The sequence below is a fragment of the Frankia sp. RB5 genome, assembly GCF_059816245.1.
On the sequence record NZ_JCBATA010000032.1, the window covers coordinates 23,200 to 45,046 of the forward strand.

Consider the following 21,847-nt stretch of genomic DNA (forward strand, 5'->3'; position numbering starts at 1 on the left):
CGCCCGGAGCCACTGAACTGCCTTGAGTTCACGCCAGTTACCGGTATCCTCGACGCCATGACCGTGCTTCCTTTCACCGAGGCGCGTAACCGGCTGTCCGAGATCCTCGACGACGTGGAGCGCACGCACGAGCGCGTGGAGATCACCCGGCACGGCCAGGCGGTCGCGATACTGATCTCCCCCGACGATCTCGCCGCTCTGGAGGAGACCCTCGACGTCCTGGCGAGCCGGGAAGCAATGCGTCAACTCGCGGAGTCCCAGGAGGCGGTCGAGTCCGGGGACGTTCTCGACGCCGAGGAACTGGCCGCGCTGATGGCGAAGCGCGGGCGTTCCGCGAGCCTGCCGCCCGGCAGTGGCTGAACCCGCTCTGCGCCCTTTCGAGCTGCGGGTGGCGGGGCCGGCGGCGCGCGCGCTGGCCGGCAGGCTGCCCGAGAAGGTCGCCGCGGCGGTCTACGAGTTCATCACGACGACTCTGCTCGAGAATCCGCATCGCCTTGGCAAACGGCTTCTCCTGCCGCCGTTCGAGGGCACCTGGTCCGCGCGCAGAGGCGGATATCGCGTGCTGTACGAGATCGACGAGGAACATCGCGTAGTCCTCGTGACCGCGATCGAGCATCGCTCGGACGCCTACCGTTCGCGTTGACCTCGCCTGCCTGCCCGGGCGCGGTCGCAGGTCAGTGGCGGGTGGAGAGGGTGAGGCCGTCGTCGAGGGGGAGGTGGACGGTCGTGTAACCGTTCGCGGGGTCCTGGACGTGGTCGAGGTAGTCGCGGGTCTCGTCGGCGAACCGGACCGTGTCGTCGGCGATGATCAACGTTCCCGGCCGCAGGTTTGGTTCGAGGACGCGCAGGACCTGCAGGTAGATGTGGTTCCAGCCGTCGAGCAGCACCAGGTCGGCCGGGCCGGGCAGGTCGCGCAGCGTCTCCAGGGCATCGCCGGCGCGGACGTCGACGAGGTCGCCGAGCCCGGCCTCGGCGACGTTCGCCTCCGCCGCCCTCACCTTGCTGGCCGACAGCTCGCTGGTGACGATCTGGCCACTGCCGTTGTCACGCAGCGCGGCGGCGAGATGGATCGTGGAGATCCCGAATGACGTGCCGAACTCGACGACCAGCGCGGGTCGGCTCGCGCGGGCGAGCGTGTAGAGCAGCGTCCCGACCTCCGGGGCGACCGGCAGGTACGCCTCGCCAGCCAGATCGGCCAGCTCCGCGGCGGGCATCCGCTCGATGACCGCGCCGGGTGCCAGGCCCGCGAGCAGGCTTGCCATCAGGGAGCCGTCCCCCTGCGCGGCGCCGAAGAGACGGTCGAGGACGGTGCGGACAGCGGGGTCGTACAGGGCCGAAGGCATGCTGAGGAGACCTCTTCTCCTGGTGAGGATCGTGCTGGGTGGGTGCTCCGGGGCGGAGCGACGGTGAGGCTGGCGGCGATCAGTCCATGCCGCGTTTGCCGGGCGTCCAGAACGGTTCGGTGAGGACGGCGCGGCGCGGCCAACCACGATCGTTGACGAGATGGTTGCGGACCGACTGGACGGTGCGGGCCTCACCGGCCACGTAGGCGACACCCGGCTGTTCGGGCAGGTCGAGCTCGGCGACGGCCCGCGGCAGCAGCGGCGACGAAGCCGCCGACGCGCCCTTCCGATGCACCCAGGTGGTCCGAAATGTCGCGGTCGCGTCACGGGCGCCGGGCGGTGGCAGTTCGTCCGCCGGATCGTCACACTCGAAGATCGCCCGAGCCTCGGTGCCAGCCGGCAGGGCACGCAGGATCGCGCTGAGGGGGACGGCGGCCGTGTCGTCCCCGACGAACAGGTGGTGGGCCGCGTCCGGCCGGGCGGTGAGGTGGCCGTCGGGCTTGGTGGTGATCACATCATCGCCGGGTTGGACGGTGCGTGACCAGGTCGCGCCCGGTGAGTCGCCGCCGTGGTCGTAGACGGCGAGCTCCAGGCGTCCCGCAGTCGGGTCCGCGTCCCAGACGGAGTAGCTGCGCTTCATGTCGCGCGGATTGCGCAGCCATGAGCCGGGAGCGGAGGGATCGACGAACAGGACGGAGACGCTCTGGCCGGGCGTCCAGGGCAGGTCGATCAGCGGCGCGCCGGCGAGCACGATGCGCCGCGTGCGCGCGGCCAACGGCTCGACGGCGGCCACCTGCACGCGCAGCAGCACGCGATCCAGCAGTCGACGCCGGGTAGCGCTCGGGTGACTCGACGGGGTGGCTGGAGAGTCGGCAGTCATGGCAGCTCCTGCTGGACGATAGTCATCGACGCATCGCGATAGCTCGTTAAGATGAGCCTAGGGGTGCCGTGATCTGCCGACAAATGCAACTGAGGCAAGGGGACGATGCACGCGATGCAATCCGTGGCGGATGACGTTCCAGCCGCAACGCCGCTGATCATCGGGCGCGGGCAGCCGATGGGGCGCCCGCTTGCCGGCATCGACCTGAATCTGTTGGTCACGCTCGACGTTCTGCTGGCCGAACGGAGCGTGAGTGGCGCCGCTCGCCGGCTTCATCTCACCGAGCCGGCTGTGAGCCGAGCGCTGGGCCGCATCCGCCGGGCCATCGGCGACCAGATCCTTGTGCGGTCGGGAAACACGATGCTGCCCACGCCGCGCGCCCTGGCGATCCAGGCTGAGGTGCGGGATCTCGTGGCACGGGCTCACGGCGTCTTCGCGCCCGTCGGCCAACCCGATCTCTCGACACTCGAGCGTACGTTCACGATCCTCAGCAGCGACATGCTCGTCGCATCGATCGCCGTCGACCTGCTCGACAGGCTGACCGCGGCGGCTCCAGCAGTGCGCGTGCGGTTCCTGCCCGAGCCGATGCCGTCCGCCGATCCGCTCCGCGACGGCACCGCCGATCTGGAGATCGGCCAGATCGACTCGACCGCGACGGAGATCCGCGTGGAGACCCTTGGAGAGGACGCCGCCGTCGCCGTCGTCCGTGCCGGCCATCCGCTCACCCGCGGTCCGCTCACCCCGGAGCGGCTCGCCGACGGCCGGCATGTCGTCGCGTCGCGCCGCGGCCGCGTCCAAGGCCCGCTGGACGCGGCGCTGGCCGCCCATGGTCTGCGGCGCACCGTTGCCGTCACCGTTCCATCGCATACGGTGGCTCTTTCTCTGGTCGCCCAGAGCGACCTCATCGGCATAGCCCCCCGCCGTCTCGGTCGCGTCGGCCTGGCGAGCGCCGGTCTGGTCGCCCTCGATCTGGATCTTGACCTGCCGACCCTGCCCGTCTGCCTGGCCTGGCACCCGCGCTACGACGCCGACGGCCCCCACCGCTGGCTCCGCGCCCACGTCCGCACCGCCATCACCACCGCCCTGCGCTCGTCGAGCTGGTCGACGACGGCCGGCGGGTAGTCGTCACCGCTGCAGGTCGAGGGCGGCGAGCCGGTCCGTGGCGGCGGCGACCAGATGCGGATCGACGTCGATCGTCGTGACCTGGCTGCTGCCGTACCTGCGGGCGAGCAGCGCCGTGCCGTAGCCGGATCCGGTGCCTACGTCGAGGATGTCCAGGCCCTCGCCCGCGGTTGTCGCGTTAACCGGCGGGGCTGACGGCGGTGATGTTGGCTATGGCGAATTCTCGGCCGGCGTTGCGGAGGTAGCAGTGGGCGTCGAGCCAGCGGCCGAACAGGGCGTTGATGCGGATGCGGCGGAGGGAACGGGAGCCGCGCTTGTCGGTGTAGGCGATGACGACGTCGCCATGGGATTCGACGGCCTCGGCGAGCAGGGTGAGCTCGTTGTCGTTCAGGGCGGTGGCCATCTTGCCGAGGGTGACGGCGAGGGGGCTGAGGATGGCGGGGATGCCCGCGTGCTCGTCGGCCTGGAGGAGGGCGACGAGCTCCTCCGGCGTGACCCGCCTGAGCTTCGCGGGGCTTGTACGACTCGGACTGCCCGATCCAGCCCGCGCGGAGGAGCCTCCACCGGACAGCCTGGAGGAACGCCGCCCGGTGGAGGCGGAAGGCTGGTCGTCGTCCTCGGAGGCGAAGGCGGCGGATGGTGGGCCGAGCGGGTTGGCGCCGGAGGGAAGAATGATCGTTCCGGTTGCGTCCTCGGGCATGGGGGAGAAGCCGGCGCGGCGCAGTTCGCGCAGGACGGTGGCCGACTCCTCGGGGCTGGACAGGACAGTGGGGGCGAGCTGGGCGAGGTGCAGGTTCTTCAGGACGCGGGTGTGCAGCAGCTCGGTGACGGTCGGCGGATCGCCGAGGATGGCGCTGCGCATCCCGCGGACCCGGACGTGGCCGTGGCGGCGGGCGACGTCGCCGATCAGGTACTCGAGGGCCTGCGGGAGGGCGCGGTCGGTGAGCGCGCGCAGCTCGGTGAGCAGCTCGTCGGCGCTCCAGCCGAGGTCGAGGGCGGCGCGGACGCTGGTGGGGGTGAACCGCCACGTCCCGGCGGCGCCGCGCGACTCGGATTCGGCCGCCGCGCGCAGGACGCGGGCCATCGACGGGGTGGGCGAGCCGGAGACGACGGCGGTCAGGTCGGACTGGAGGATCAGGCTGGTCCGGGTCGCCGGCAGCAGCTCGGCGCACTGGTCGCCGAGGCGCACCATGGCCTCGAGGAGGGCCGCGGGGACAGCGCCGCCGTCGTCGTCGGCATCGTGCGCGTCCAGCAGCCGTGGGATGTCGGCCAGCTCGGCCATCGCGTCGGCCTGGGCGAGCAGCCTTTCACCGAGGCCGGAGAGCACGTCGACGGCGACGACGCCGAGTCGTTCCGCCTCCTGGATCGATGCGGCGACCAGGTCCTCACACTCCTCCTCCTCATAGTCGTGCAGGGGGAAGTACCACTCGACGTTCTCGCCGCTGCGCCGCACCGACCGACCGCCGGCCGCGGCGCGGAGCAGGGCACGGCGGATCATGCCCGCGGCCGAGTTGACCGGCAGCGGCGGCGGGACCTCGCGTTCCTCATCCAGGGCGCGCCGGGACGAGACGTGCTGCAGCGTGAACCAGCCCAGGGCGAGGGCCGCCCACTGCTGGGCGGGCGCCTCCTCGCGCCACCCGTCGAGCCGCGGGCCCGGGCCGTAGCTGATGGTGTCGCCTCGGCGGGCGGGCGCGAGCAGGCCGGCCGCCGCGGCGAGGTCGATCCACAGGAACAGCTCGTCCGCCGGCATCGCCAGGCGCTTCGCCAGCCGTACCCGTTCGCGCCCACCGATGCCGCCGCGCTTGAGCCCCGCGATCGGGGCGGCGGACGCCTCGTCGACGAGGGTCGTCACGGCGCGCACCGCCTCCTGTGCGGCGGCCTGGGCGGCGGAGCGCAGGCCGGCCGGATCGACCGTCGGCCGGGGAATGTCGGGCGGCCCGCTGAGGCCGAGTTCCTCCTCGGCGATCCAGGCCGCGACGGCGACCTCGCGGGGCAGCTCCGGACGCCCGTTGACGGGGATCAACAGCCCGGCGTCGATCAGCGCCCGGCGTTCCCGGGGCGCGGTCTGCTGAGCCGTGTCGATCCAGAGAGCGCCGTGGAACATTGCGCCGAGGGTGAATGCCCGTAGGTCGTCGAGCATCGTGCGGGCACCCGCGGGAAGCCTCGCGATGATGGACGCGACGCGCCGCGGATCGGACAGCCGCTCGGTGAGCGCCGCGATGAGTTCCGGCTTGCGCAGGCCCGCGGTGTCGCCGCCCAGCGCGGTCACCGCGTTGCGGACATCCTCTGCCAGCGCGTTGCGGCCGATCTGCGCGGCGGTGCGCCGGCCCTCGACGGGCTCGAGCCAGTGCTCGCGCAGCGCCTCCGGAAGTTCAAGAATCATCGCACCCGGATCGCTCCCGCCGCCCGGCCCCGCGCCTCTCGGGCTCGGCCCCGCGCCGCTCGGGCTCAGGCTCGGGCTGTCCGAGCGCATGCTGTCCGGCCCCGGGCCGTCCAGCGGGCTGAGCCAGGCGAGTCCACGGGCGCACAGATCGCTGATCACCGCATCAACCCGGTCGGGCGCGGCGTTGAGCAGCGTTGCCAGTCGGGCCGGCGTTGGTGGCCCCGACAGCATCGCCGCGGCGGTGCCGACCCGCAGCGCATCCCGATTGATCCTGACCAGCGCGAAGGTGAGGGAACGCGCGTCGCACAGGCGCTGCGCCACCTGCTCAAAGCCGCGCGGCGACGGGGTGAGCAGCACGTCCGGGCGGGCCCGGAAGATCGCGGCCAGCGACTCCGGCTCCAGGCCGGCAAGGTACACGGCGAAGGATGAGGTCGGCATCGCCTCTCATTCTTCACCCGCCGTGGCACCGGACCCCACCCTCCCCTCGCGGGCCACATAAAGCCCACCGGCGACGACTCGGTGCGCGTCGATACCAGGTCGCGTGTCAAGCCGTGATCTTCGCTGTCGTTGCGACGGGTCGTGGCAGAGTTCTGGCCGGTTTGCGGCGCTTCGTGTCGCGAGCTGGGGGACAAAGCAGAAGGAAACGGGGTGCTCGCGACACGGTGCCGCTTTCCCCGGCACGCGCTTTCCCTCCATGGGAAGTCGGCCCCAGATGCGGCCGTCAGGCCGACGCCGACGCCGAGGTGGAGGCCGAGGTGACGTCGACCGGGCTGGGTGTCAGACCTGCTGGGTCAGCGTGAGGCCGGTGAGGACGGCGTGCAGGGCGGTGCGCCAGGTGGCCTCGGGGTTGTCGGTCGTGGTGAGCATGCCGCGCAGTTCCATCGAGGCGAGGCCCTCGGTGAGGGCGTGGACGGAAAGGGCGGCGGCGGGGACGGCGGCCTTCGGGAGGGTGCCCTCGGTGTTCAGGCGCTCAACCAGTGCTTCGAGGCGGCCGAAGGCGGCGCCCGCGGTGGCGGCGAACTCGGCGCCGAGCTGGAGATCCGGGACGACGCGCAGGAACACCAGCGAGTACAGCGTCGGGTGGTCGATCGAGGTGCGCCGGAAGCCGGCGAGGGACGCCGTGATCAGGTCGTCCACCGGGTCGTCTGTGCGCGGGCAGGCGTCGATCGCGGCGATCAGCACGTCGAACAGGCGGATGGCGAGCGCTTCGAGCATCCCGTCCTTCGAGCCGAACACGCTGTAGACGGCCCGGGTGGTCGTTCCCACCGCGTCGGCCACCGCCCGGACGGAGGCTGCGTCGGGCCCATCGCGCTCGATCAGCCGCTCGGCGGCGTCGAGCAGCGCCAAGCGGGTGCTCTCGTCGTGCTGCCGCGGTCGTCCCATGGTTGACGACTTTATCGCAACACCGTACCGTTACGACGTAACGTAACGGCGTTGCATAACTGAGGGTCAAGGAGAGGTGCCACGATGGACATGTTCCACCGCTTCGTCACGCTGCCGACGGCCGCGTTGTCCGGGATCACCGGCGGGGTGCTGTTCGGGTTCTCGATCCTGGTGATGCCGGCGTTGCGCCGGGCGCCCGCGCCGTCGGCGATCCGCTCGATGCAGCAGATCAACGTGGTCGCGCCGCACAGCCTGCTGATGCTGCCGCTGTTCGGCTCGGCCCTCGGCTGCGTGGGGGTCGGGATCTGGGCGCTCGGGCACTGGGGCCGCCCGGGCAGCCAGCTGCTCCTGCTCGGAGCCATTGCCGGGGCGGCGTCACTGCTGGTGACGGCAGCGATCAACATCCCGCTGAACAACGGCCTCGCCGACCTCAACCCCGACGCCGTCGGCGCGGCGGACACCTGGCTGCGCTACGTCTCCCGCTGGAGCGTCGCCAACCACATCCGCTCGCTGCTGGCGTTCGTCTGCACCGGCGCCCTGCTCGCCGCCGCCCGCTGGCCGAATCTCGGCGTCGGCCGCTGACTCGCCGTGCGCCATCGCCAGTCGCCATGCTGATCTTGTTGGCCGAGGCTGAGGTTGAGGTGAAGGTGGAGAGAGCCGCGCTATGCGTCGGATGCGGAGTCCACCGTCTGCCCGCGCAGGTGGGTGACGATGGCGGTCAGGGAAGCGGTGAGGGCGGCGCGGATGGCGGGGTCGTCGATCGTGCCGGCGGGGGTGACGGCGTCGCGGGGGACCGGGATGTCGACGCAGGCCGGTCCGATGATCTCGGCGGTGACGTAGCCGAGGACGGTGCGCAGCTCGGCGAGGGCGCCGGTGCCGCGGCCGGGGGCGGCGACGTTGATCCAGGCGGCCGGCTTGCCGTAGAGGTCGCCGGTGCCGACCGTCCAGTCGAGGAGGTTCTTGAGGCTGCCCGGCAGCGCCCCCGCGTACTCCGGGGTGCACAGCAGTACGGCGTCGGCGTCGGCGAGCCGGGTACGGAGATCGGCGACGGCGGGGTGCGGCGCGCTGTCGTCGGCGTCGGGGGTGAACGCGGGCAGGTCCGCGAGGCCGTCGTGGACGACGGCCTCGACGTCCGGTGGCGCGAGGGCCAGGACGGTGCGCAGCGCCGCGGTGTTCGTCGACGCCGCGCGGGTGCTGCCCGAGATCAGGAGGAGCCGGGTGACGACCATGTGCCCATCCTGCCGGTGAGGGCGCTTCCCGCATTCGGACGGCATCGCTGTGCCCGCCGAGTATTACCGTGCACTGCGTGACCATCGACGTGGAGCAGGAGCCGACCGCGGTGGCGGGGGGTGCGGCCGCCCAGGCGACCGGACGGATGGTCGTGGACATCGTCGCCGGCTACGACGTCGGGCCCGAGCCGCGGGTCAGCCTGCTGCACGTCTCGGAGAACGCCACCTACCAGGTGACGGATCCGGTCGGCGGGCGCCGCTGGGCACTGCGGCTGCACCGGCCGGGCTACCACGGCCTCGCCGAGATCCACGCCGAACTCGCCTGGGTGACGGCTCTGCGCGCGGACGGCGTCGTGCGCACGCCGCCGGTGGTCCCGACCCGCGCGGGTGAGCTCGTGGCGACATCGCGAGCCGGGCGGCACGCCGTGCTCTTCGAGTGGGTGGCGGGGCAGTCCCCGCAGTCCTGGGCGCCGGCGGCGCTGCCGGGGGCGTTCGGGCAGCTGGGGGAGATCGCGGCGCGGCTGCACCGGCATGCCCGGGGCTGGGCGCGGCCGGGCGGGTTCGAGCGGTTCGCCTGGACGTGGGAGACGATGCTGGGCCCGGCCGGACGCTGGGGGAGCTGGGCGGCCGGCGTCACGGCGGCGCTCCCCGGCGACGAGGGGCGGGCGGCGGTCGCGGTGCTGCGGCGCGCGGCGGAGGTGCTGCGCCGCCGGCTGGCGGAGTTCGGCACCGGGCCGGAGCGGTTCGGGCTCGTCCACGCCGACATGCGGCTGGCGAACCTGCTGGTTTCCCCTGCGCGCGGTGACGGCGAGGTGTGCGTCATCGACTTCGATGACTGTGGCTTCGGCTGGTACCTGTGGGATCTCGCGGCGTCGTTGTCGTTCATCGAGCATCTCGACGTCGCCGGGGAACTCGTGGAGGGCTGGCTCGCCGCCTACCGGCGACGGCTGCCGCTGAGCGCGGACGAGGTGGCGATGGTGCCGACGTTCGTGCTGCTGCGGCGACTGCTGCTGGTCGCCTGGCTTGGCACACACCCGCACTCGGACGCGGTCCCGAGTGCCGCCGGCTTCGCCCGGGACAGCGCCGCGCTCGCCGAGAGCTACCTGCGTGGCCGCTTTCTGACTGACTGATCGGGAGCCGTGCATCCCGACACACCGTCGGCTACACGACAGGGAATCACCATTCATATGAATATCTGTTCATGTTACTGTCACGCTCATGAGCCGGAGTCTCGGGGAGGCGAGGATGTGCAGGTGGCGCCGCGCTGACGATCCGGACGCGGCCGTGGTGCGCGCGGCGCTGGCGGTGCTGGCCGAGGAACAGGGCCGCGTGCTGCGCGAGCGGGCCCTCGCCCGGCTCGCGGACCGGCCGGGCCTGGCCTGGGCGAAGATCGTGCGCGGGCTGTACGTCGTCGCGCTCGACGGGGCGGACATCGGCCAGGTCCGGGCGACCCGGGGGCGTCGCCGGGTGCGGTGGGCGGCGCTGCCCCCGGGGTGGTCCGCGCCGTACCGGCTCTGCCCGACCATCGAGGGGGCGGCCATGATCCTGCGTGGCCGCCGGGTGGCACGGTCACGCGACGATCATCATTCGCGACCGCCGGCGGCGTTCTAAGCTGGCGGGGTGTCGAACGGCGTGCCCGGCCCGGGTTCCGACGGCGCCGTCCGACTCCCCGTCGACGGGGACATGGCGGGCCGGATCGCGGACGTGATGTTCGCGCTGTCCACCCCGAGCCGCGTCCAGTTGCTGGCCTGCCTGACGGGCGGTCCGCGGGCCGTCGGCGAGCTCGTCGAGGAGCTCGGCTCGGAGCAGTCGGCGGTGTCCCACCAGCTTCGGGTGCTGCGCGAGCACGGGCTCGTCCGGGCCGAGCGGGTCGGCCGCCAGCGGGTCTACGCGCTCGCCGACGACGACGCCCGGATGCTGCTCGCCCACGCGTTTCGGCGGGTGGCCCGGCCGGCCGTGTCCTGACCGAGGGCGCGCGGGCCGGTCAGAGCCAGTGGCGGCGTTTCAGGCTCACATACAGCACCGCCCCCATCACGATGATCGCGGCGAGGCTGATCGCGAACCCCCACGGCTGCCCGCTGCCGGGGAAGGGCACGTTCTGGCCGAAGAAGCCGGTGATGGCGGTGGGCACGGCGATGATCGCCGCCCAGCTCGTCAGCTTCTTCATGATCTCGTTGAGCTGGTTGCCCTGGATCGTCAGATGGGTCTCCAGGATCGTGGTGACCATGTCGCGCAGGCTCTCCGTCCACTCGGTGGCCCGCAGGACGTGGTCGTACACGTCCTGGAAGTACGGCATCATCGTCTCGTCGACGACGTGCAGGTCGCGGCGCATCAGACCGTTGACGACCTCCCGCATCGGCAGTACGACCCGCCGGGTGCGCACCAGGGTCTTGCGCAGCTCGAAACTGCGCCGCTGCACGCCGTCCGACGCGGTGTCGTCGGCGAACAGCGCGTCCTCCAGATCCTCGATGGCGTCGTCGAGGGTGCGCACGGCGTCGAAGTGCCCGTCGACGATCACGTCGAGCAACCCGTAGAGCAGGTAGCCGACGCCCTGCCCGGCGAGGTCCGGGTTCGCGTCCCAGCGGTCGACGACCGCGTCCAGGTCGAGGCCGTGGTCCTTGCGGACGGTGATCAGCGCCGAGGGGGTGATGAGGACCGCGAGCTCGCCGGTGACGGCCGCGTAGGTGTCCGGGTCCACCTGAAGGCCGTAGGCGGACAGGAACAGGTGGCTGCGGTACCGGTCGAGCTTGGCGCGCTGGTGGGGGTGCAGGGCGTCCTCGACGGCCAGCGGGTGCAGGCCGAACTCCTCGCTGAGCACGGCGAGGTCGTCGTGGTCGGGGTCGTGCAGGTCCAGCCAGACAGTCGTGCCGGGCCGGCCGACGTACTCGCTGATGTCGGCGACGGGAAAGCCGGACAGCGCCAGCCGGCCGTCCTGGTAGAGCCGGGTGCGGGCGGTGCAGCGGGTGGCGCCGTCCCCGGCGATGCAGTCGTCGGCGGTGCCGCCGTCCGCCGTGGTCCCGATGGCCGTGGGTGCGATGGCCGTGGGTGCGATGGCCGTGGGTGCGATGGCGGTCGGTCCGATGGCGGTCGGTCCGATGGCGACGGGACCCTCGGCGTCACGCGCGGCCGGGTCGATGGTTCCGGCGCGGGGGTGGGGCGCGACCTGGTCGGGCGCGCGGCCGTCGCCGGCGGCACGCACGGAGCCGGGTGCGTGCTCGTCACGGGCCTCGGTGCGGTGGGCCTCGTCGTCGCGGACGGGGCCGTGCGGGTCGACGGGTGCGTCGTCTGCCATGGGGTGGGGACTCCGGGGGATGCGCCGTCGCCGGACCGGACCGGGCCTGGCTCAGCGCAGGCCGAGGGGGTCGGCGGCGACCTGGTCGGCCTGGGCTCGGGTGAGGTGGCCGGTGGCGACCAGACGGTCGAGGACGTGCCGTTGCCGCGCGCGGGCAGCGGCGAGGTGTTCGTACGGGTCGTACGCGGAGGGGGCCTGGACGAGCCCGGCGAGCAGGGACGCCTGGGTCCAGCTGAGCGTGGCGGGCATACGGCCGAAGTAGCCCGCTGCCGCGGAGGTGATGCCGTAGTAGCCATGGCCGAAGTACACCGTGTCCAGATACATGCGCAGGATGTCGTCCTTGCTGTACCCGGCATCGAGCTTGACGGCCAGCCCGATCTGCTCAATTCGATCGGTGAAGCTGCGGTGACCGCCGGTATAAAGGATCTTGACGAGCTGCTGGTCGAGCGTCGCCCCACCCTGGCTCTCGTCGCCCAGTAGCGGGCCGATCACGCCGCGCACCGCTCCAAGCGGATCGACCCCGTGATGGTGCTGGAAGCGGCTGTCCTCGGTCGCGACCAGAGCCTCGACCACCCGAGCCGGCAACCGTTCCGTCAGCGCGGCGGCGCCGTGCTCGGCGGCCTGCGCCGCCACCCGGGCGCGGGCGTCGGAGGTCGACGGCGTGAGAGCCAGCACCCCGCCGAACGCGAGCGCCGCGAGCAGTATGACCACCAGCACCGCCAGGCCCAGCCGGCGTACGACCGAGGGCCAGCGCGGCCGCCTCGTCGGGACCGGCCGTAGCGGCAGGGTTTCGTGCATCCGGCGGCCTCCGTCCCGGCGGTCGTCCGGCGGACTCGGCCTTCCCGAGTCGGGGGGCGCTGGTCGGTCCTGCATGGGCGGCTTCCAGTATCCGGACCCGCGGATGTGAACACGCTGTGAACGTGCCGACGCGCGGCGGCGATCACCGGAGCCGGCGCGGATCGGTCTCCCACCACGGTCGGGTCATCGCCGAGCCGGACTCCGCCTCGGCCTCGTCGAGCATCCGGTCGATCTCGCGCGCCTCCCGCGCGTCCGCCCGCATCCAGCGCACCAGCAGCAGGGCGATGAACGGCAGGTCCACCACCTCGCCGACGCCCCACAGGATGGCGCCGCCGGTGCGCTGGTCGTGCAGCGGTGCCGGACCCCAGGCGGGATGGGCCGTGAGGTAGTAGCCGGCGGCCAGCAGGTGGGTGCGGAAGGTCAGGACGGCACCGGGAACCGAGTCGAGCAACAGCTCCAGGAAGCCGAGGAACAGCGCGCTCGCGGCGGCGAGCCCCGTCGCCCGCGCGGGCTCCTCCACCAGCGGCACGGCGACGAGCAGCCCGAGGGCGAGAAGCATGACCTGCACGCCGTGGTAGATCGCCGCGTGCCGCAGACTCGCCCCGAAAATCCCACTGAACACCACCACGCTCGTGACGACCGGCACCAGCAACGCGCCGAAGGCCGGGTTCGCCACGCCCTTCGCGACCGGGTGTCCGGTCAGCCGACCGGTGGCGACGCGAAGACGTTCGGGTGCCGCGGACCGGGCGAGCCGCACGGGCCGTCCACAGGCCAGCAGCACCGGGGTCACCATGAACAGGCCGACGATCTCGACGAGATACGCGGAGAACAGCGTGTGCGCGTACGCGCCCGGCCACGCCATGGTGAAGACGAACAGGCTCAGCAGGCCGGGGCCGGCGAACAGCACCGTGCGGCCGACCGGCCAGGCCTCGCCGGCCCGCCGCATCCGCAGCAGCCCGTAGCCGTACGCGGCGGCCGCCGCCGCGATCAGCGCGATGCCGACCGGGTCCGGGCGCAGCGTTGCCCATTCGTGGCCCGGCGCCGGGGACGGGGCCGCCACGAGGATGGCGTCCGCTGTGCGCATCCACTCACCTGACCAACCTGACTCGTCGGGCGGCGCCGCGGCGTCCGCGCGGGCGCCGTTGGTCGGCAACCGTCCGCACGCTACGCCGTGTCCGTGGCGCCGTGGGCGGACCGTCCGCCGTCGCCCCGCGATGCGGGACATCCCTCGCGGTACCGGCGGCATGTCGGATCCGTCCGGTCCCGACTATCCGCGGGCCCAGATTGTAGTCGAGATTGTGCTTAGCGTGATCGGGGTATCTGGAGGGGGCGCGCCGGGAGGTCACGGCGACGCGACTCTCGAAGGGATGGCCATGAAAATCCTCAAGGGGTTCAGATATCTCATCCTGGCTGTCGTCCTCGCCTTCACCGCCTTCCTGGGTGCCGCGCCGGCCGTGGCGGCCACGCCGACTCCGACTCCGACTCCGACGTCGACGTCGACGTCGACTCCGGCGCCGCCGCCCAAGCCCGCCGTGGTGACTCCCACGCCCGGCGCCGCCGCCGAGAAGCCGCGCTACGACCATCACCGGGGCAGGTTCTGGATCTGCCGTCCCGGCTACTGGGAGCCTGGCTACTGGGAACCCGGCTTCCGGTGGCACGGCCACGACTTCCCGAAGGTGTGGCACGACAGGACGTGGCACCGCGGGCACTGCTACTGGGGGGTCTGGCCCGCGAAGTAGCGCGCCCGTGAACAACCGCGCCTGACCCCGCGGCGCCGGATTCCCGCCGCCGGTCGGATCATGGTCCGCCGGCGGTCGGGAGTCCGGCGTTTTCGCGCTCCAGGCCAGGTAACAGACTGTCAGACAGCGGGCAGGAGACGGCCGCAGCGTGGCGCGGGGTCGACCGGGGCGAAGCCCGTGCCATCCGGATTCACCCGGACGAACTCGTAGCAGGGTGTGATCGCCGAGATGCCGTGGCTCAGGTCGATCGCCTTCGGCAGCAGGCCGCCGGCGTCGTAGCGGGTCTGCCGGCGCAGGCCGGTCAGGACGCTCGCGCGGGTCGGGCAGGCGCCCGCGGCGCTGATCCCACGTAGCAGCAGGTCCGCGCTGATCCATCCGATGAGGGCGGTGCCGTCCGCGAACGTGGACGCCTGTGGCGCGTAGGCCGCGATCGCGGCGAGGAACCGCCGGTGGGCCGGCGCGTTGACCTCGAACGGAAGGTAGTCGACGAACGTGTACACCCCGCCCGCGTCGTCGCCGACCCGGGCGAGCTGGCTGCGGTCGTAGGTCGTCGGGTTGCCCACCACCGCCGTCAGGCCGAGGCCGGCGGAGCGCACGGCCGCGGTGATCTCGTAGAACGTGTGCGCCGGGACGAAGGCGATCAGGCTGTCGGCGTCCGCGTCGCGCAGCTGGGCGGCGAGATCCATCCCGTCCACCGGACCCGGCGGGATCTGAATGCTGCGCGACACCCTCAGGTGGGCGGCCCGGACGCTCTGCTCGGCCGCGCTGCCCATCGCCTGCGTCCCGCCCGACAGCTGCACCGAGATGACGGCGACCCGGCGGGCCCCGCGGTCGTAGAGGAACTCGCCGAGGCCGCTGCTGGCCGGCTGCGCGAGCAGCGGTCGGGCGTAGCTGAACACGGTGGCGTCCGGGCGTGACGCCGCCGCCGGGTCGCTGACCTGGCCGTCGACGACGGGCACCTTGTCCGCGGCCAGCAGCGCCGCCGAGCCGGCGGAGGCCGAGCTGAACCGCAGGACGCCGAGGGAGCCCTCGGCGCGGGCCAGCCTGCGCCCGGCGACGGCGTTGAGCGTCGGCATCCCCTCGTCGTCCTCGATCCGGTAGGTCAGCCGCCGGCCGAGGATCCCGCCCGTCGCGTTCGCCTCGCCGAGCCGGGCGTCGACGCCCGCGCGGAACAGCGCGCTGGGATCGCCGGGAGTCGGCGAGCCGGATGCCAGCAGGCCAAGGCTGATCGCGTCGCGGGTGACCCCGGGCGTCGGCGGGCAGGGGTCCGGGCCGCTGCCCTGGCGGGCCTCGGACAGGATGCGGCCGCCGTCCCCGCCGCAGGCCGTCATGCCGGCGAGTGCGCAGCCGAGTGCGGCGGCCGCCGCGAGTGCGCGCGGGCTTCTTCTCATTCGTCCCCGTCCTCGTGCCCGTCCGGGCGTGCGCGCCGCCGTCCGCCGTTGCCGGGGACGGGCCTCGTCGGAACCCATGGGCCGGCCCGTCGGTGGGGGGTGGACCGGCCCGCCGCCGGGAATGACGGCCGGGCGCGAGGCAGCACAAGGTATTGACCGGCGGAAACGACGGTGTGGGCGTGCCCGTTTTCGGGTCCGCGCGGTGGGGATTTCGGGGGCACTGGACACACCCGATGAATCACGGAGCGGCCGGGAACCGGCCAATGCCGGACGGCGGCCCGATTTCATGCCCGGTTTCCGGCGGCTCAGCTCATGTCCGGCGCGTGACGGTGACCCTGATCCGGCACTTCTGGTTCAGTGCGATACCTGCTCGGGGGAGAAGAATATGCCCGTCTGGCATGCCGGTGCGGTCGCGTGCGAGTGGTGGGAGCGGGCGCCCGCCGCCGGGCGGCAACCGCGTGACGACGGCATTGCGCCGCTCGGGGCCCGGCGGGGGAAACAAGGCCAACCTTCATGCTTACCGCCGTGCGGCCCATGGCGGCAAGGTCGCCACCACCCACGGTGGTGGCCACGGCTGCCGGGTACCCGCTGGTCACCGGGGGCGCCCGGCAGCCGCTGCCGGCCACCCGCGAACCCTCGGTCGGGCGTGTCAGGGGTGTCAGGCGTGTCGGGCGCCTGTCGGGCCTGTCGGGCGCATCCGGTGTGTCAGGTGCGTCCGGGCCGGGTCAGCGGCCCGTGAAGTGGGGTTCGCGGCGCTCGGCGGTGGCGCGCACACCCTCGGCGAAGTCGGCGGTGGCGCGCAGGATCGCCTGCTCGGACGCCTCCCGCTCGGTGGCCGCCCGGATCTGGCCGATGAGCTCCGCCCACATCGTCGCCCGGATGCTGCGCACCGCCAGCGGCGCGGCGGCGGCGATCGACCCGGCGAACGCCACCGCCTGGGCCCGCAGCTCGTCGTCCGGGACGAGCCGGTCGGCGAGGCCGATCGCGCACGCCTCCTCGCCGGTCACCCGCCGCCCGGTGTAGAGCAGGTCCAGGGCCTTCTGTCGGCCGACGACCGCGGGCAGCGTCACCGTGATGCCGAAGCCCTGGTGCACGCCGAGCCGGGCGAAGTTCGCGACGAACCGCGTCCCGGGGGTCGCGATCCGGAAGTCCGCCGACAGCGCGAGACCCAGCCCACCGCCGATCGCGGTGCCCTGCACGGCCGCCACGACGGGCAGCGGCGCGGCGAACAGCCGGATCGCCTCCTCGTACAGCGCCGGCGCGCCCTGGACGGTGACCGGCTCGGCGGAGCTCGCCCCGCCGAGGTCCGCGCCGACGCAGAAGTGCCGGCCCGCGGCGGCGAGGACCACGGCGCGGGCGTCGCCGCCGGCGGCGAGCTCGTCGTAGGCGTCGGCGAGCGCCGTGACCAGCGGGAGGTCGAAGTAGTTGTGCGGGGGGCGGCGGATCTCGACGACCGCGACATGGTCCGGCCGGGTCTCGACGGCGATGTCCGCGTGCGCGCTCATGGGCTCCTCCGGTGTTGCGCGGCGCCGCCGCGAGGCCGGGACGGGCTCGGCGCGGCCGCGCCGGATCGGGCGGATGGGCTGGCCCGGTGCTTATACCGCACCGCGCGGACTGCCGTCGGCCAGGACGATTCATTTGCATATTCGCGGATCGGTGGCGCGAGCCAGGTGAGCGGCGGAAGAATGAGCGGCGTCCGGGGTGACCGTTATTTGCCGTGCCCGCCCCCGGCGGTGAACGAGCTCTGCGGCGACTGCTGTCGATGGGTCGTTGTTTCCGAATGCCGGGAGGTGCGGCCGGTCGGTCCTTTGCGGACGTCGGTCGACCGCTCCGGCGTAATCCGTGAACCCGTGCCCGGGAAAGGGAGATCACGATGTATGACGGTGTCGACGCGCAGGCCGGAGCGGAGCGGCCCGCGGCTTCCGCGACCGGCGCGGCGCGCCCGGGCCGCTGCGAGTTCGAGTACCTCCTCGCCCTCGTCGAACCCGCCCCGTGACGAGTGGGGCCGCATCAGCCGGCACGTGACGCGGTCGTAGCGCCATCCGGGTTGAACCGCATGGCGAGAAGGTCCGTGATGGAGGGCGTGCAGGCGCGACGGCGAGGCGGATCCGGAGTGGGCGACCACACCGGCGGGCCCGGAGGCGATGATGCCGCCGCCGACTTCGTACGCGCTGTGTACGCCGAGCACGGCTCTGCTCTGCTCGCCTTCATCACCCGGATGACCGGCGATCGCGCCCAGGCCGAGGACGTGTTGCAGGAGACGCTGGTGCGGGCGTGGCGGCACTCCGGCCGCCTCGGCGCCGACGGCCGGCCGCTGCGCCCGTGGCTGTTCACGGTCGCGAGCCGCATCGTCATCGACGAGCATCGGGCCCGCCGCGCGCGGCCGGCGGAGGTCGGGGCGGAGACCCTCGAACAGCTGCCGGCGAGCAACGAGTTGGATCGCGCGATGGAGAGCTGGCAGGTCGCCGAGGCGTTTCGGGCGCTGAGTCCCGAGCATCGCGCGGCCCTCGTCGAGACCTACTACCTCGGGCGCTCGGTGGCCGAGGCGGCGGCGACGCTGGGAATTCCACCCGGAACCGTCAAGTCGCGGGTGTACTACGGACTACGAGCGCTGAAACTGGCGCTGGAAGAACGGGGGTGGGCGACGTGAGTGGTGACTGCGCCGCCCCGCGGATCTCGCTCGGGGCCTACGTCCTGGGCGCACTGGACCCGGCCGACCGCTCGGCGCTGGAGGCCCACCTCATCGACTGCGCGGACTGCCGGGCGGAACTGGCGGGCCTTGCCGGCCTGCCCGGCCTGCTCGGTCGCCTGCGCCTCGACGACGTCGCCGACCTCGCCGGGGATCCCTCGCTGCCCACGGCCGCCGGCCAGGCGCTGCCGCACCAGGGCGGCGTGCCGCCGGTGGGTGCCGTGCCGCCGGTGGGTGCCGTGCGGCCCGGGAGAGACGCGCCCGCACCTGGGCATGGCTCGGCCTCGCCGGGGAGGGCGGGCAGGTCGCGGGCGGCGCGGCGGCGCGCGGCCGCGCCCGGTGTGGGTGGCCCGGCCGAGCGGGCGCTCGTGACGATCCGTCGGCAGCGCCGCACCGATCGCCGCCGGACCGTGCTCGGGGCGGCCGCGCTCGTGACGGCCGTCGCCGCGGCAGCCGTCGGGATCACCATCGCCGTGACGCCCGGCGGCGAGGACGGCGGCTTCTCCACCGCCCGCCCGCCCGGTCGGATGCTGACGGCGACCGGGGCGGCCAGCCAGGTCGAGGCATGGGTGTGGGTGGCCGCGGACCCGGCCGGCAGCGCGTTCACGGTGCGGCTGGCGAACGTGCCCCCGGGCAGTCACTGCGAACTCGTGGCACAGTCCGTCGACGGGCACCGCGAGACGGCGGCGAGCTGGTCGGCGAACTACCACGGCGCGGTCGAGGTGCGGGGGACCTCCGGTATCACCCCCACCAGCCTCGCCCAGCTGATGATCGTCGACGCCGATGGGCGCCAGCTCGTGCTACTGCCGGCGCGACCGGCCTGATGCCCCGACCGCGCCGGTCAGCCGCCGCGGCGGGCGCCCTCCAACCACGGCAGCGCGGCGCCGATGGCGAAGCACGCGGCCGCGGCGACGACCGTGAGCACGCCGTCCACCGTGCCCGTCGGCGACAGCAGCCGGGTCGCCGACAGCGCGAACACGCCGAACAGCCCCACCGCGACGCCGGCCGGCAGGAACCGCAGCCCGCGCTGCCACCAGGTGGCCGGCGCCGCGTGCCGGCCCAGCGGCAGCAGCGCCACCGCCCACAGCAGTCCCATCAGCACCAGCAGGCCCAGGCCGAACAGGCCGTAGACGGAGAACACCGACCCGCGCACACTCGCCGATCCGGTCGCGCGGGCCACCGTGTGCAGATCGGTGTCGCGGATCGCGACCTCGACCGGCACCAGGCCGGTCGCCCGCCCGGCGAGGTCACGGATGTCGAGGTCGACCGTCCAGTTCGCCGAGCCCTGTGCCGGGACCGTTGTGCGCACCCGGGTGTCGTAGTCGAAGAACGTCAGCCCGAGCACGGTCCCGGACAGGCGGACGGAGTCGACCGGGATGTCCGACCGGGTCAGGTTCTGCACGCCGACGACGACCCGGGCGACCGAGCCGGCGTCGAGCACGATGTCCCCCCGGCCGAGCGGCTGGCCCTCCACCGTCACCGCGAGCTGCACTCCGCCGGACGATGCGGCCCGGGCCTCGGTGGGTGGCGACAACGCGAACCAACTGAGACCCACCGCCAGGCCGGCGGCAAGGAGAATACCTTTCCGGCGCGGCACGCCGACCGGCAATCCGATTTCCACGACTTACCCCCCGACTCCGGATGTCCGGCCAGTCGGCTGTTATTCTATCGATCGTCGAGTGGTGGGGCTTCCGCCACCTACGTCGAGCCGGTACCCACGGGGGAGCAGGGGCCTCGAGGGCTGGTTCGAGCACTGGTACGTCGAGCGAGTCAGGCGAGCGTCACGCGTTTTGGCCGGTCCCGTCGAGGGCCGGTTTCGGCCGTGCTGCCGGTCGCACCCGGGGGGGCGCACTGATGACGGGCCATCGAGCGGCCGGCCGTTTCACGCCGAGGCGGCGGTCACGGCGTGGTGTTGTGCCGACGGTCTTTCTGGGTGTGCTGCTCCTCTGCGTCGGGGCCGGCGTCACGGCCGGTCTGGGCTCACCCACCCCTGCCGGTGACGCGGTAGCGGCGGATTCCGCCAGCCTCGCGCATTCCGATAACCGGAGCAATTCCGTCGTCCCCGCCGATTCCGGCGCACCGTCGACGCCCGGCACTTCCACCGGTGCCTCCGGTACCGGTGCCTCCGGCGGGACCAGCGCGTCCGCGGATGCCGGCAGTCCCGCCGGATCAGGCTCGTCAACGGGCACCGGCACCGGCACCGATTCCGGCTCGGGTTCCGCTCCCGGTTCCTCCGGCGGTTCCGGTTCCTCCAGCGGGCCGGGTTCCACCGGCGGGACGTCGTCGGCGCCCGGCACGCCGGATGGCGGATCCACCAGCCCGGGAGGGCCGACGACGCCGCCGCCGAGCCCGGGAACGCCACCGCCACCCCACCCCGACCCCGCTCCCAACCCGTCCAGCGACAGCCCGACACCGACTCCGACGTCGACCTCGTCGTCCACGCCATCGGGCTCCATCAGCGGGACGCCGACGCCGACGCCGACGGGCACCGGATGCCCGGCCGCCACCCCGGCGGTCGGCGGGCCGAACGGCTGCGCCCCCAGCCCCACGGCCTGCGGCGCGTCCGGCGGGTCCGGGACGGACGTGGTGATCGTCGCCGGCACCTGCTCGCCGTCACCCTGCGGGTCGTCGGCGGTGCCGGCGCACGGGTCGGACCACGGCTGCGGGCCGACGTGCACCGCCGCGCCGTCGTCCGCGCCCGGGTGCGGGACGTCGCCGACGTGCGAGCCGGGGGGGCGGGCGCCGGGTCCGCTGCCGACCAGCGTCCAGTCCTGCCCGACGCGGACCATGCCGTCGGTGAGTGGTTCGGCGACGAACACGCCGCACCCGAAGGTCACCTGTCCGGACGGGTCGGTGCGTGACAGTGCCGACCAGTGCCCGCTGCCCCAGCGTTACTGCCCCGGATCACCGGTCGGCGTCCCCGAGGGCCAGCAGTGCCCGCCGCCGCCGCGGCCGACCCAGCCGGCGCCGGTCGTCTGCTGGGACGGCTCGACCCGCGCCGCCACGGCGGACTGTCCCGCCGGGCGGCTGATGTGCCCGGGTGGCGCGTCGGTCCCGCTGGACCAGCAGTGCCCGACCCCCGCGCCGCCGCGCTGCGCCAAGGGGACGGTGCGGCTGCTCGGCGTGTGCACCCCGGCGCGGCGTTCCTCCGACCCGCCGCCGCCGGTCGGAGCGCCCGATCCCCGTGAGGCGCGGCCCGGTGAGCTGCTGTTCGACCGGACGATCATCACCGCGGGGGACACCCTGTTCGCCCGCGGCGCCGGATGCCAGCCGGGCGCGCCCGCCACGCTGACGGCCGGTGGCGAGCTCGTCGGGCGCGCCGTCGCCGACCAGGCCGGCACGTTCGAGACCGTTGTCCAGTTCGCCAGCTTCCAGCCGGGATACCGTCCGATCGAGGCGCGGTGCGGGGCGCGGCTCGACGCCGGCATCGACATGGTGCTCGTCTCGGCCGACACGAGTGCCAGCCCGCCCTCCGTACTGCTGCCGCTGTTCCTCGCGCTGTCCTTCCTCGCCGTGCACTACCAGATGGCGGCGCGGCGGCGCCGGGGCCGGGCGCAGCGCCGCTAGCCGCTGGGCGGCCCGCTGCCCGGCTTCCGTC

General features: G+C 73.3%; 25 protein-coding genes. 12 read left to right on the plus strand and 13 right to left on the minus strand.

Annotation, left to right across the window (positions count from 1 at the left end; translation table 11 throughout):
- Positions 1 to 57 precede the first annotated feature (57 nt).
- Complete coding sequence (locus AC6EXY_RS18020) at positions 58 to 360, plus strand: type II toxin-antitoxin system Phd/YefM family antitoxin (RefSeq protein ID WP_101834890.1); 303 nt, start codon at positions 58 to 60, stop codon at positions 358 to 360.
- Between the two features lie 28 nt (positions 361 to 388).
- On the plus strand, positions 389 to 643 hold the full coding sequence (locus AC6EXY_RS18025) for a type II toxin-antitoxin system RelE family toxin (protein ID WP_101834926.1): 255 nt from the start codon (positions 389 to 391) through the stop codon (positions 641 to 643).
- Between the two features lie 31 nt (positions 644 to 674).
- On the opposite strand, the gene AC6EXY_RS18030 is transcribed toward AC6EXY_RS18025, so the two are convergent.
- Both AC6EXY_RS18030 and AC6EXY_RS18035 read right to left on the minus strand, forming a co-directional pair.
- Entirely contained in the window at positions 675 to 1,343 is a 669-nt protein-coding gene (locus AC6EXY_RS18030) for an O-methyltransferase (RefSeq protein ID WP_101834892.1), read from the minus strand.
- A 79-nt stretch (positions 1,344 to 1,422) separates the two neighbouring features.
- On the minus strand, positions 1,423 to 2,223 hold the full coding sequence (locus AC6EXY_RS18035; protein WP_101834894.1) for a siderophore-interacting protein: 801 nt from the start codon (positions 2,221 to 2,223) through the stop codon (positions 1,423 to 1,425).
- Positions 2,224 to 2,337: 114 nt separating this feature from the next.
- Here AC6EXY_RS18035 and AC6EXY_RS18040 point away from each other — a divergent pair, with 114 nt between their 5' ends.
- Positions 2,338 to 3,345 (plus strand): LysR family transcriptional regulator, encoded by a 1,008-nt coding sequence (locus tag AC6EXY_RS18040; protein WP_499817748.1) that lies wholly within the window; start codon positions 2,338 to 2,340, stop codon positions 3,343 to 3,345.
- A 3-nt stretch (positions 3,346 to 3,348) separates the two neighbouring features.
- Here the strand turns inward: AC6EXY_RS18040 and AC6EXY_RS18045 are convergent, their stop codons facing one another.
- The 3 genes from AC6EXY_RS18045 to AC6EXY_RS18055 all read right to left on the minus strand — a co-directional run bounded on the left by AC6EXY_RS18045 (position 3,349) and on the right by AC6EXY_RS18055 (position 7,111).
- Complete coding sequence (locus tag AC6EXY_RS18045; protein WP_341477273.1) at positions 3,349 to 3,501, minus strand: methyltransferase domain-containing protein; 153 nt, start codon at positions 3,499 to 3,501, stop codon at positions 3,349 to 3,351.
- A gap of 22 nt (positions 3,502 to 3,523) precedes the next feature.
- Positions 3,524 to 6,166 (minus strand): helicase-associated domain-containing protein, encoded by a 2,643-nt coding sequence (locus tag AC6EXY_RS18050; RefSeq protein ID WP_101834897.1) that lies wholly within the window; start codon positions 6,164 to 6,166, stop codon positions 3,524 to 3,526.
- Between the two features lie 339 nt (positions 6,167 to 6,505).
- The gene (locus AC6EXY_RS18055; RefSeq protein ID WP_499817749.1) at positions 6,506 to 7,111 is read right to left on the minus strand and encodes a TetR/AcrR family transcriptional regulator; all 606 of its coding nucleotides are present in this window, start codon (positions 7,109 to 7,111) and stop codon (positions 6,506 to 6,508) included.
- A gap of 84 nt (positions 7,112 to 7,195) precedes the next feature.
- Here AC6EXY_RS18055 and AC6EXY_RS18060 point away from each other — a divergent pair, with 84 nt between their 5' ends.
- Positions 7,196 to 7,693: an anthrone oxygenase family protein gene (locus AC6EXY_RS18060; RefSeq protein ID WP_101834901.1), complete on the plus strand. Its 498-nt coding sequence runs from the start codon at positions 7,196 to 7,198 to the stop codon at positions 7,691 to 7,693.
- A gap of 80 nt (positions 7,694 to 7,773) precedes the next feature.
- Here the strand turns inward: AC6EXY_RS18060 and AC6EXY_RS18065 are convergent, their stop codons facing one another.
- A complete protein-coding gene (locus tag AC6EXY_RS18065) occupies positions 7,774 to 8,340 on the minus strand; it encodes an NADPH-dependent FMN reductase (RefSeq protein ID WP_499817750.1) in 567 nt (188 codons plus the stop codon).
- 146 nt (positions 8,341 to 8,486) lie between these two features.
- On the opposite strand from AC6EXY_RS18065, the gene AC6EXY_RS18070 reads away from it, so the two are divergent.
- From AC6EXY_RS18070 to AC6EXY_RS18080, 3 genes are all read left to right on the plus strand, one after another.
- The gene (locus AC6EXY_RS18070) at positions 8,487 to 9,470 is read left to right on the plus strand and encodes a phosphotransferase enzyme family protein (RefSeq protein ID WP_101834928.1); all 984 of its coding nucleotides are present in this window, start codon (positions 8,487 to 8,489) and stop codon (positions 9,468 to 9,470) included.
- Between the two features lie 115 nt (positions 9,471 to 9,585).
- On the plus strand, positions 9,586 to 9,951 hold the full coding sequence (locus AC6EXY_RS18075) for a hypothetical protein (RefSeq protein WP_133150868.1): 366 nt from the start codon (positions 9,586 to 9,588) through the stop codon (positions 9,949 to 9,951).
- Positions 9,952 to 9,960: 9 nt separating this feature from the next.
- Positions 9,961 to 10,305, plus strand: coding sequence for an ArsR/SmtB family transcription factor (locus tag AC6EXY_RS18080; protein ID WP_207770549.1), 345 nt, complete (start codon positions 9,961 to 9,963; stop codon positions 10,303 to 10,305).
- Between the two features lie 19 nt (positions 10,306 to 10,324).
- On the opposite strand, the gene AC6EXY_RS18085 is transcribed toward AC6EXY_RS18080, so the two are convergent.
- From AC6EXY_RS18085 to AC6EXY_RS18095, 3 genes are all read right to left on the minus strand, one after another.
- Positions 10,325 to 11,632, minus strand: a complete 1,308-nt coding sequence (locus tag AC6EXY_RS18085; protein ID WP_499817751.1) for a magnesium transporter CorA family protein — start codon at positions 11,630 to 11,632, stop codon at positions 10,325 to 10,327.
- 51 nt (positions 11,633 to 11,683) lie between these two features.
- Positions 11,684 to 12,430 (minus strand): biosynthetic peptidoglycan transglycosylase, encoded by a 747-nt coding sequence (locus tag AC6EXY_RS18090; RefSeq protein WP_165818624.1) that lies wholly within the window; start codon positions 12,428 to 12,430, stop codon positions 11,684 to 11,686.
- Positions 12,431 to 12,572: 142 nt separating this feature from the next.
- The gene (locus AC6EXY_RS18095) at positions 12,573 to 13,514 is read right to left on the minus strand and encodes a cytochrome c oxidase assembly protein (protein ID WP_165818625.1); all 942 of its coding nucleotides are present in this window, start codon (positions 13,512 to 13,514) and stop codon (positions 12,573 to 12,575) included.
- Between the two features lie 289 nt (positions 13,515 to 13,803).
- Here AC6EXY_RS18095 and AC6EXY_RS18100 point away from each other — a divergent pair, with 289 nt between their 5' ends.
- Positions 13,804 to 14,169: a hypothetical protein gene (locus AC6EXY_RS18100; protein ID WP_499817752.1), complete on the plus strand. Its 366-nt coding sequence runs from the start codon at positions 13,804 to 13,806 to the stop codon at positions 14,167 to 14,169.
- A gap of 119 nt (positions 14,170 to 14,288) precedes the next feature.
- On the opposite strand, the gene AC6EXY_RS18105 is transcribed toward AC6EXY_RS18100, so the two are convergent.
- Entirely contained in the window at positions 14,289 to 15,560 is a 1,272-nt protein-coding gene (locus tag AC6EXY_RS18105; protein WP_101834914.1) for an ABC transporter substrate-binding protein, read from the minus strand.
- Positions 15,561 to 16,285: 725 nt separating this feature from the next.
- On the minus strand, positions 16,286 to 17,065 hold the full coding sequence (locus AC6EXY_RS18110; RefSeq protein WP_499842372.1) for an enoyl-CoA hydratase/isomerase family protein: 780 nt from the start codon (positions 17,063 to 17,065) through the stop codon (positions 16,286 to 16,288).
- A gap of 368 nt (positions 17,066 to 17,433) precedes the next feature.
- Between AC6EXY_RS18110 and AC6EXY_RS18115 the strand changes: the two genes are divergently transcribed.
- Genes AC6EXY_RS18115 through AC6EXY_RS18125 form a run of 3 tightly spaced genes read left to right on the plus strand, consistent with a single transcriptional unit; the run spans position 17,434 to position 19,073 of the window.
- The gene (locus AC6EXY_RS18115; protein ID WP_279354710.1) at positions 17,434 to 17,556 is read left to right on the plus strand and encodes a hypothetical protein; all 123 of its coding nucleotides are present in this window, start codon (positions 17,434 to 17,436) and stop codon (positions 17,554 to 17,556) included.
- Positions 17,557 to 17,616: 60 nt separating this feature from the next.
- On the plus strand, positions 17,617 to 18,210 hold the full coding sequence (locus AC6EXY_RS18120; protein WP_499817754.1) for a sigma-70 family RNA polymerase sigma factor: 594 nt from the start codon (positions 17,617 to 17,619) through the stop codon (positions 18,208 to 18,210).
- On the plus strand, positions 18,207 to 19,073 hold the full coding sequence (locus AC6EXY_RS18125; protein ID WP_165818626.1) for a zf-HC2 domain-containing protein: 867 nt from the start codon (positions 18,207 to 18,209) through the stop codon (positions 19,071 to 19,073). The genes AC6EXY_RS18120 and AC6EXY_RS18125 overlap by 4 nt, the downstream gene beginning before the upstream one ends.
- 17 nt (positions 19,074 to 19,090) lie before the next feature.
- Here the strand turns inward: AC6EXY_RS18125 and AC6EXY_RS18130 are convergent, their stop codons facing one another.
- On the minus strand, positions 19,091 to 19,870 hold the full coding sequence (locus AC6EXY_RS18130; protein ID WP_243408024.1) for a hypothetical protein: 780 nt from the start codon (positions 19,868 to 19,870) through the stop codon (positions 19,091 to 19,093).
- Positions 19,871 to 20,030: 160 nt separating this feature from the next.
- Positions 20,031 to 21,086 (minus strand): hypothetical protein, encoded by a 1,056-nt coding sequence (locus AC6EXY_RS18135; protein ID WP_499817755.1) that lies wholly within the window; start codon positions 21,084 to 21,086, stop codon positions 20,031 to 20,033.
- A gap of 16 nt (positions 21,087 to 21,102) precedes the next feature.
- Between AC6EXY_RS18135 and AC6EXY_RS18140 the strand changes: the two genes are divergently transcribed.
- Positions 21,103 to 21,816 carry a hypothetical protein gene (locus AC6EXY_RS18140; protein WP_499817756.1) on the plus strand — a complete coding sequence of 238 codons (714 nt, stop codon included), beginning with the start codon at positions 21,103 to 21,105 and terminating at the stop codon, positions 21,814 to 21,816.
- The last annotated feature ends 31 nt before the right edge of the window (positions 21,817 to 21,847 follow it).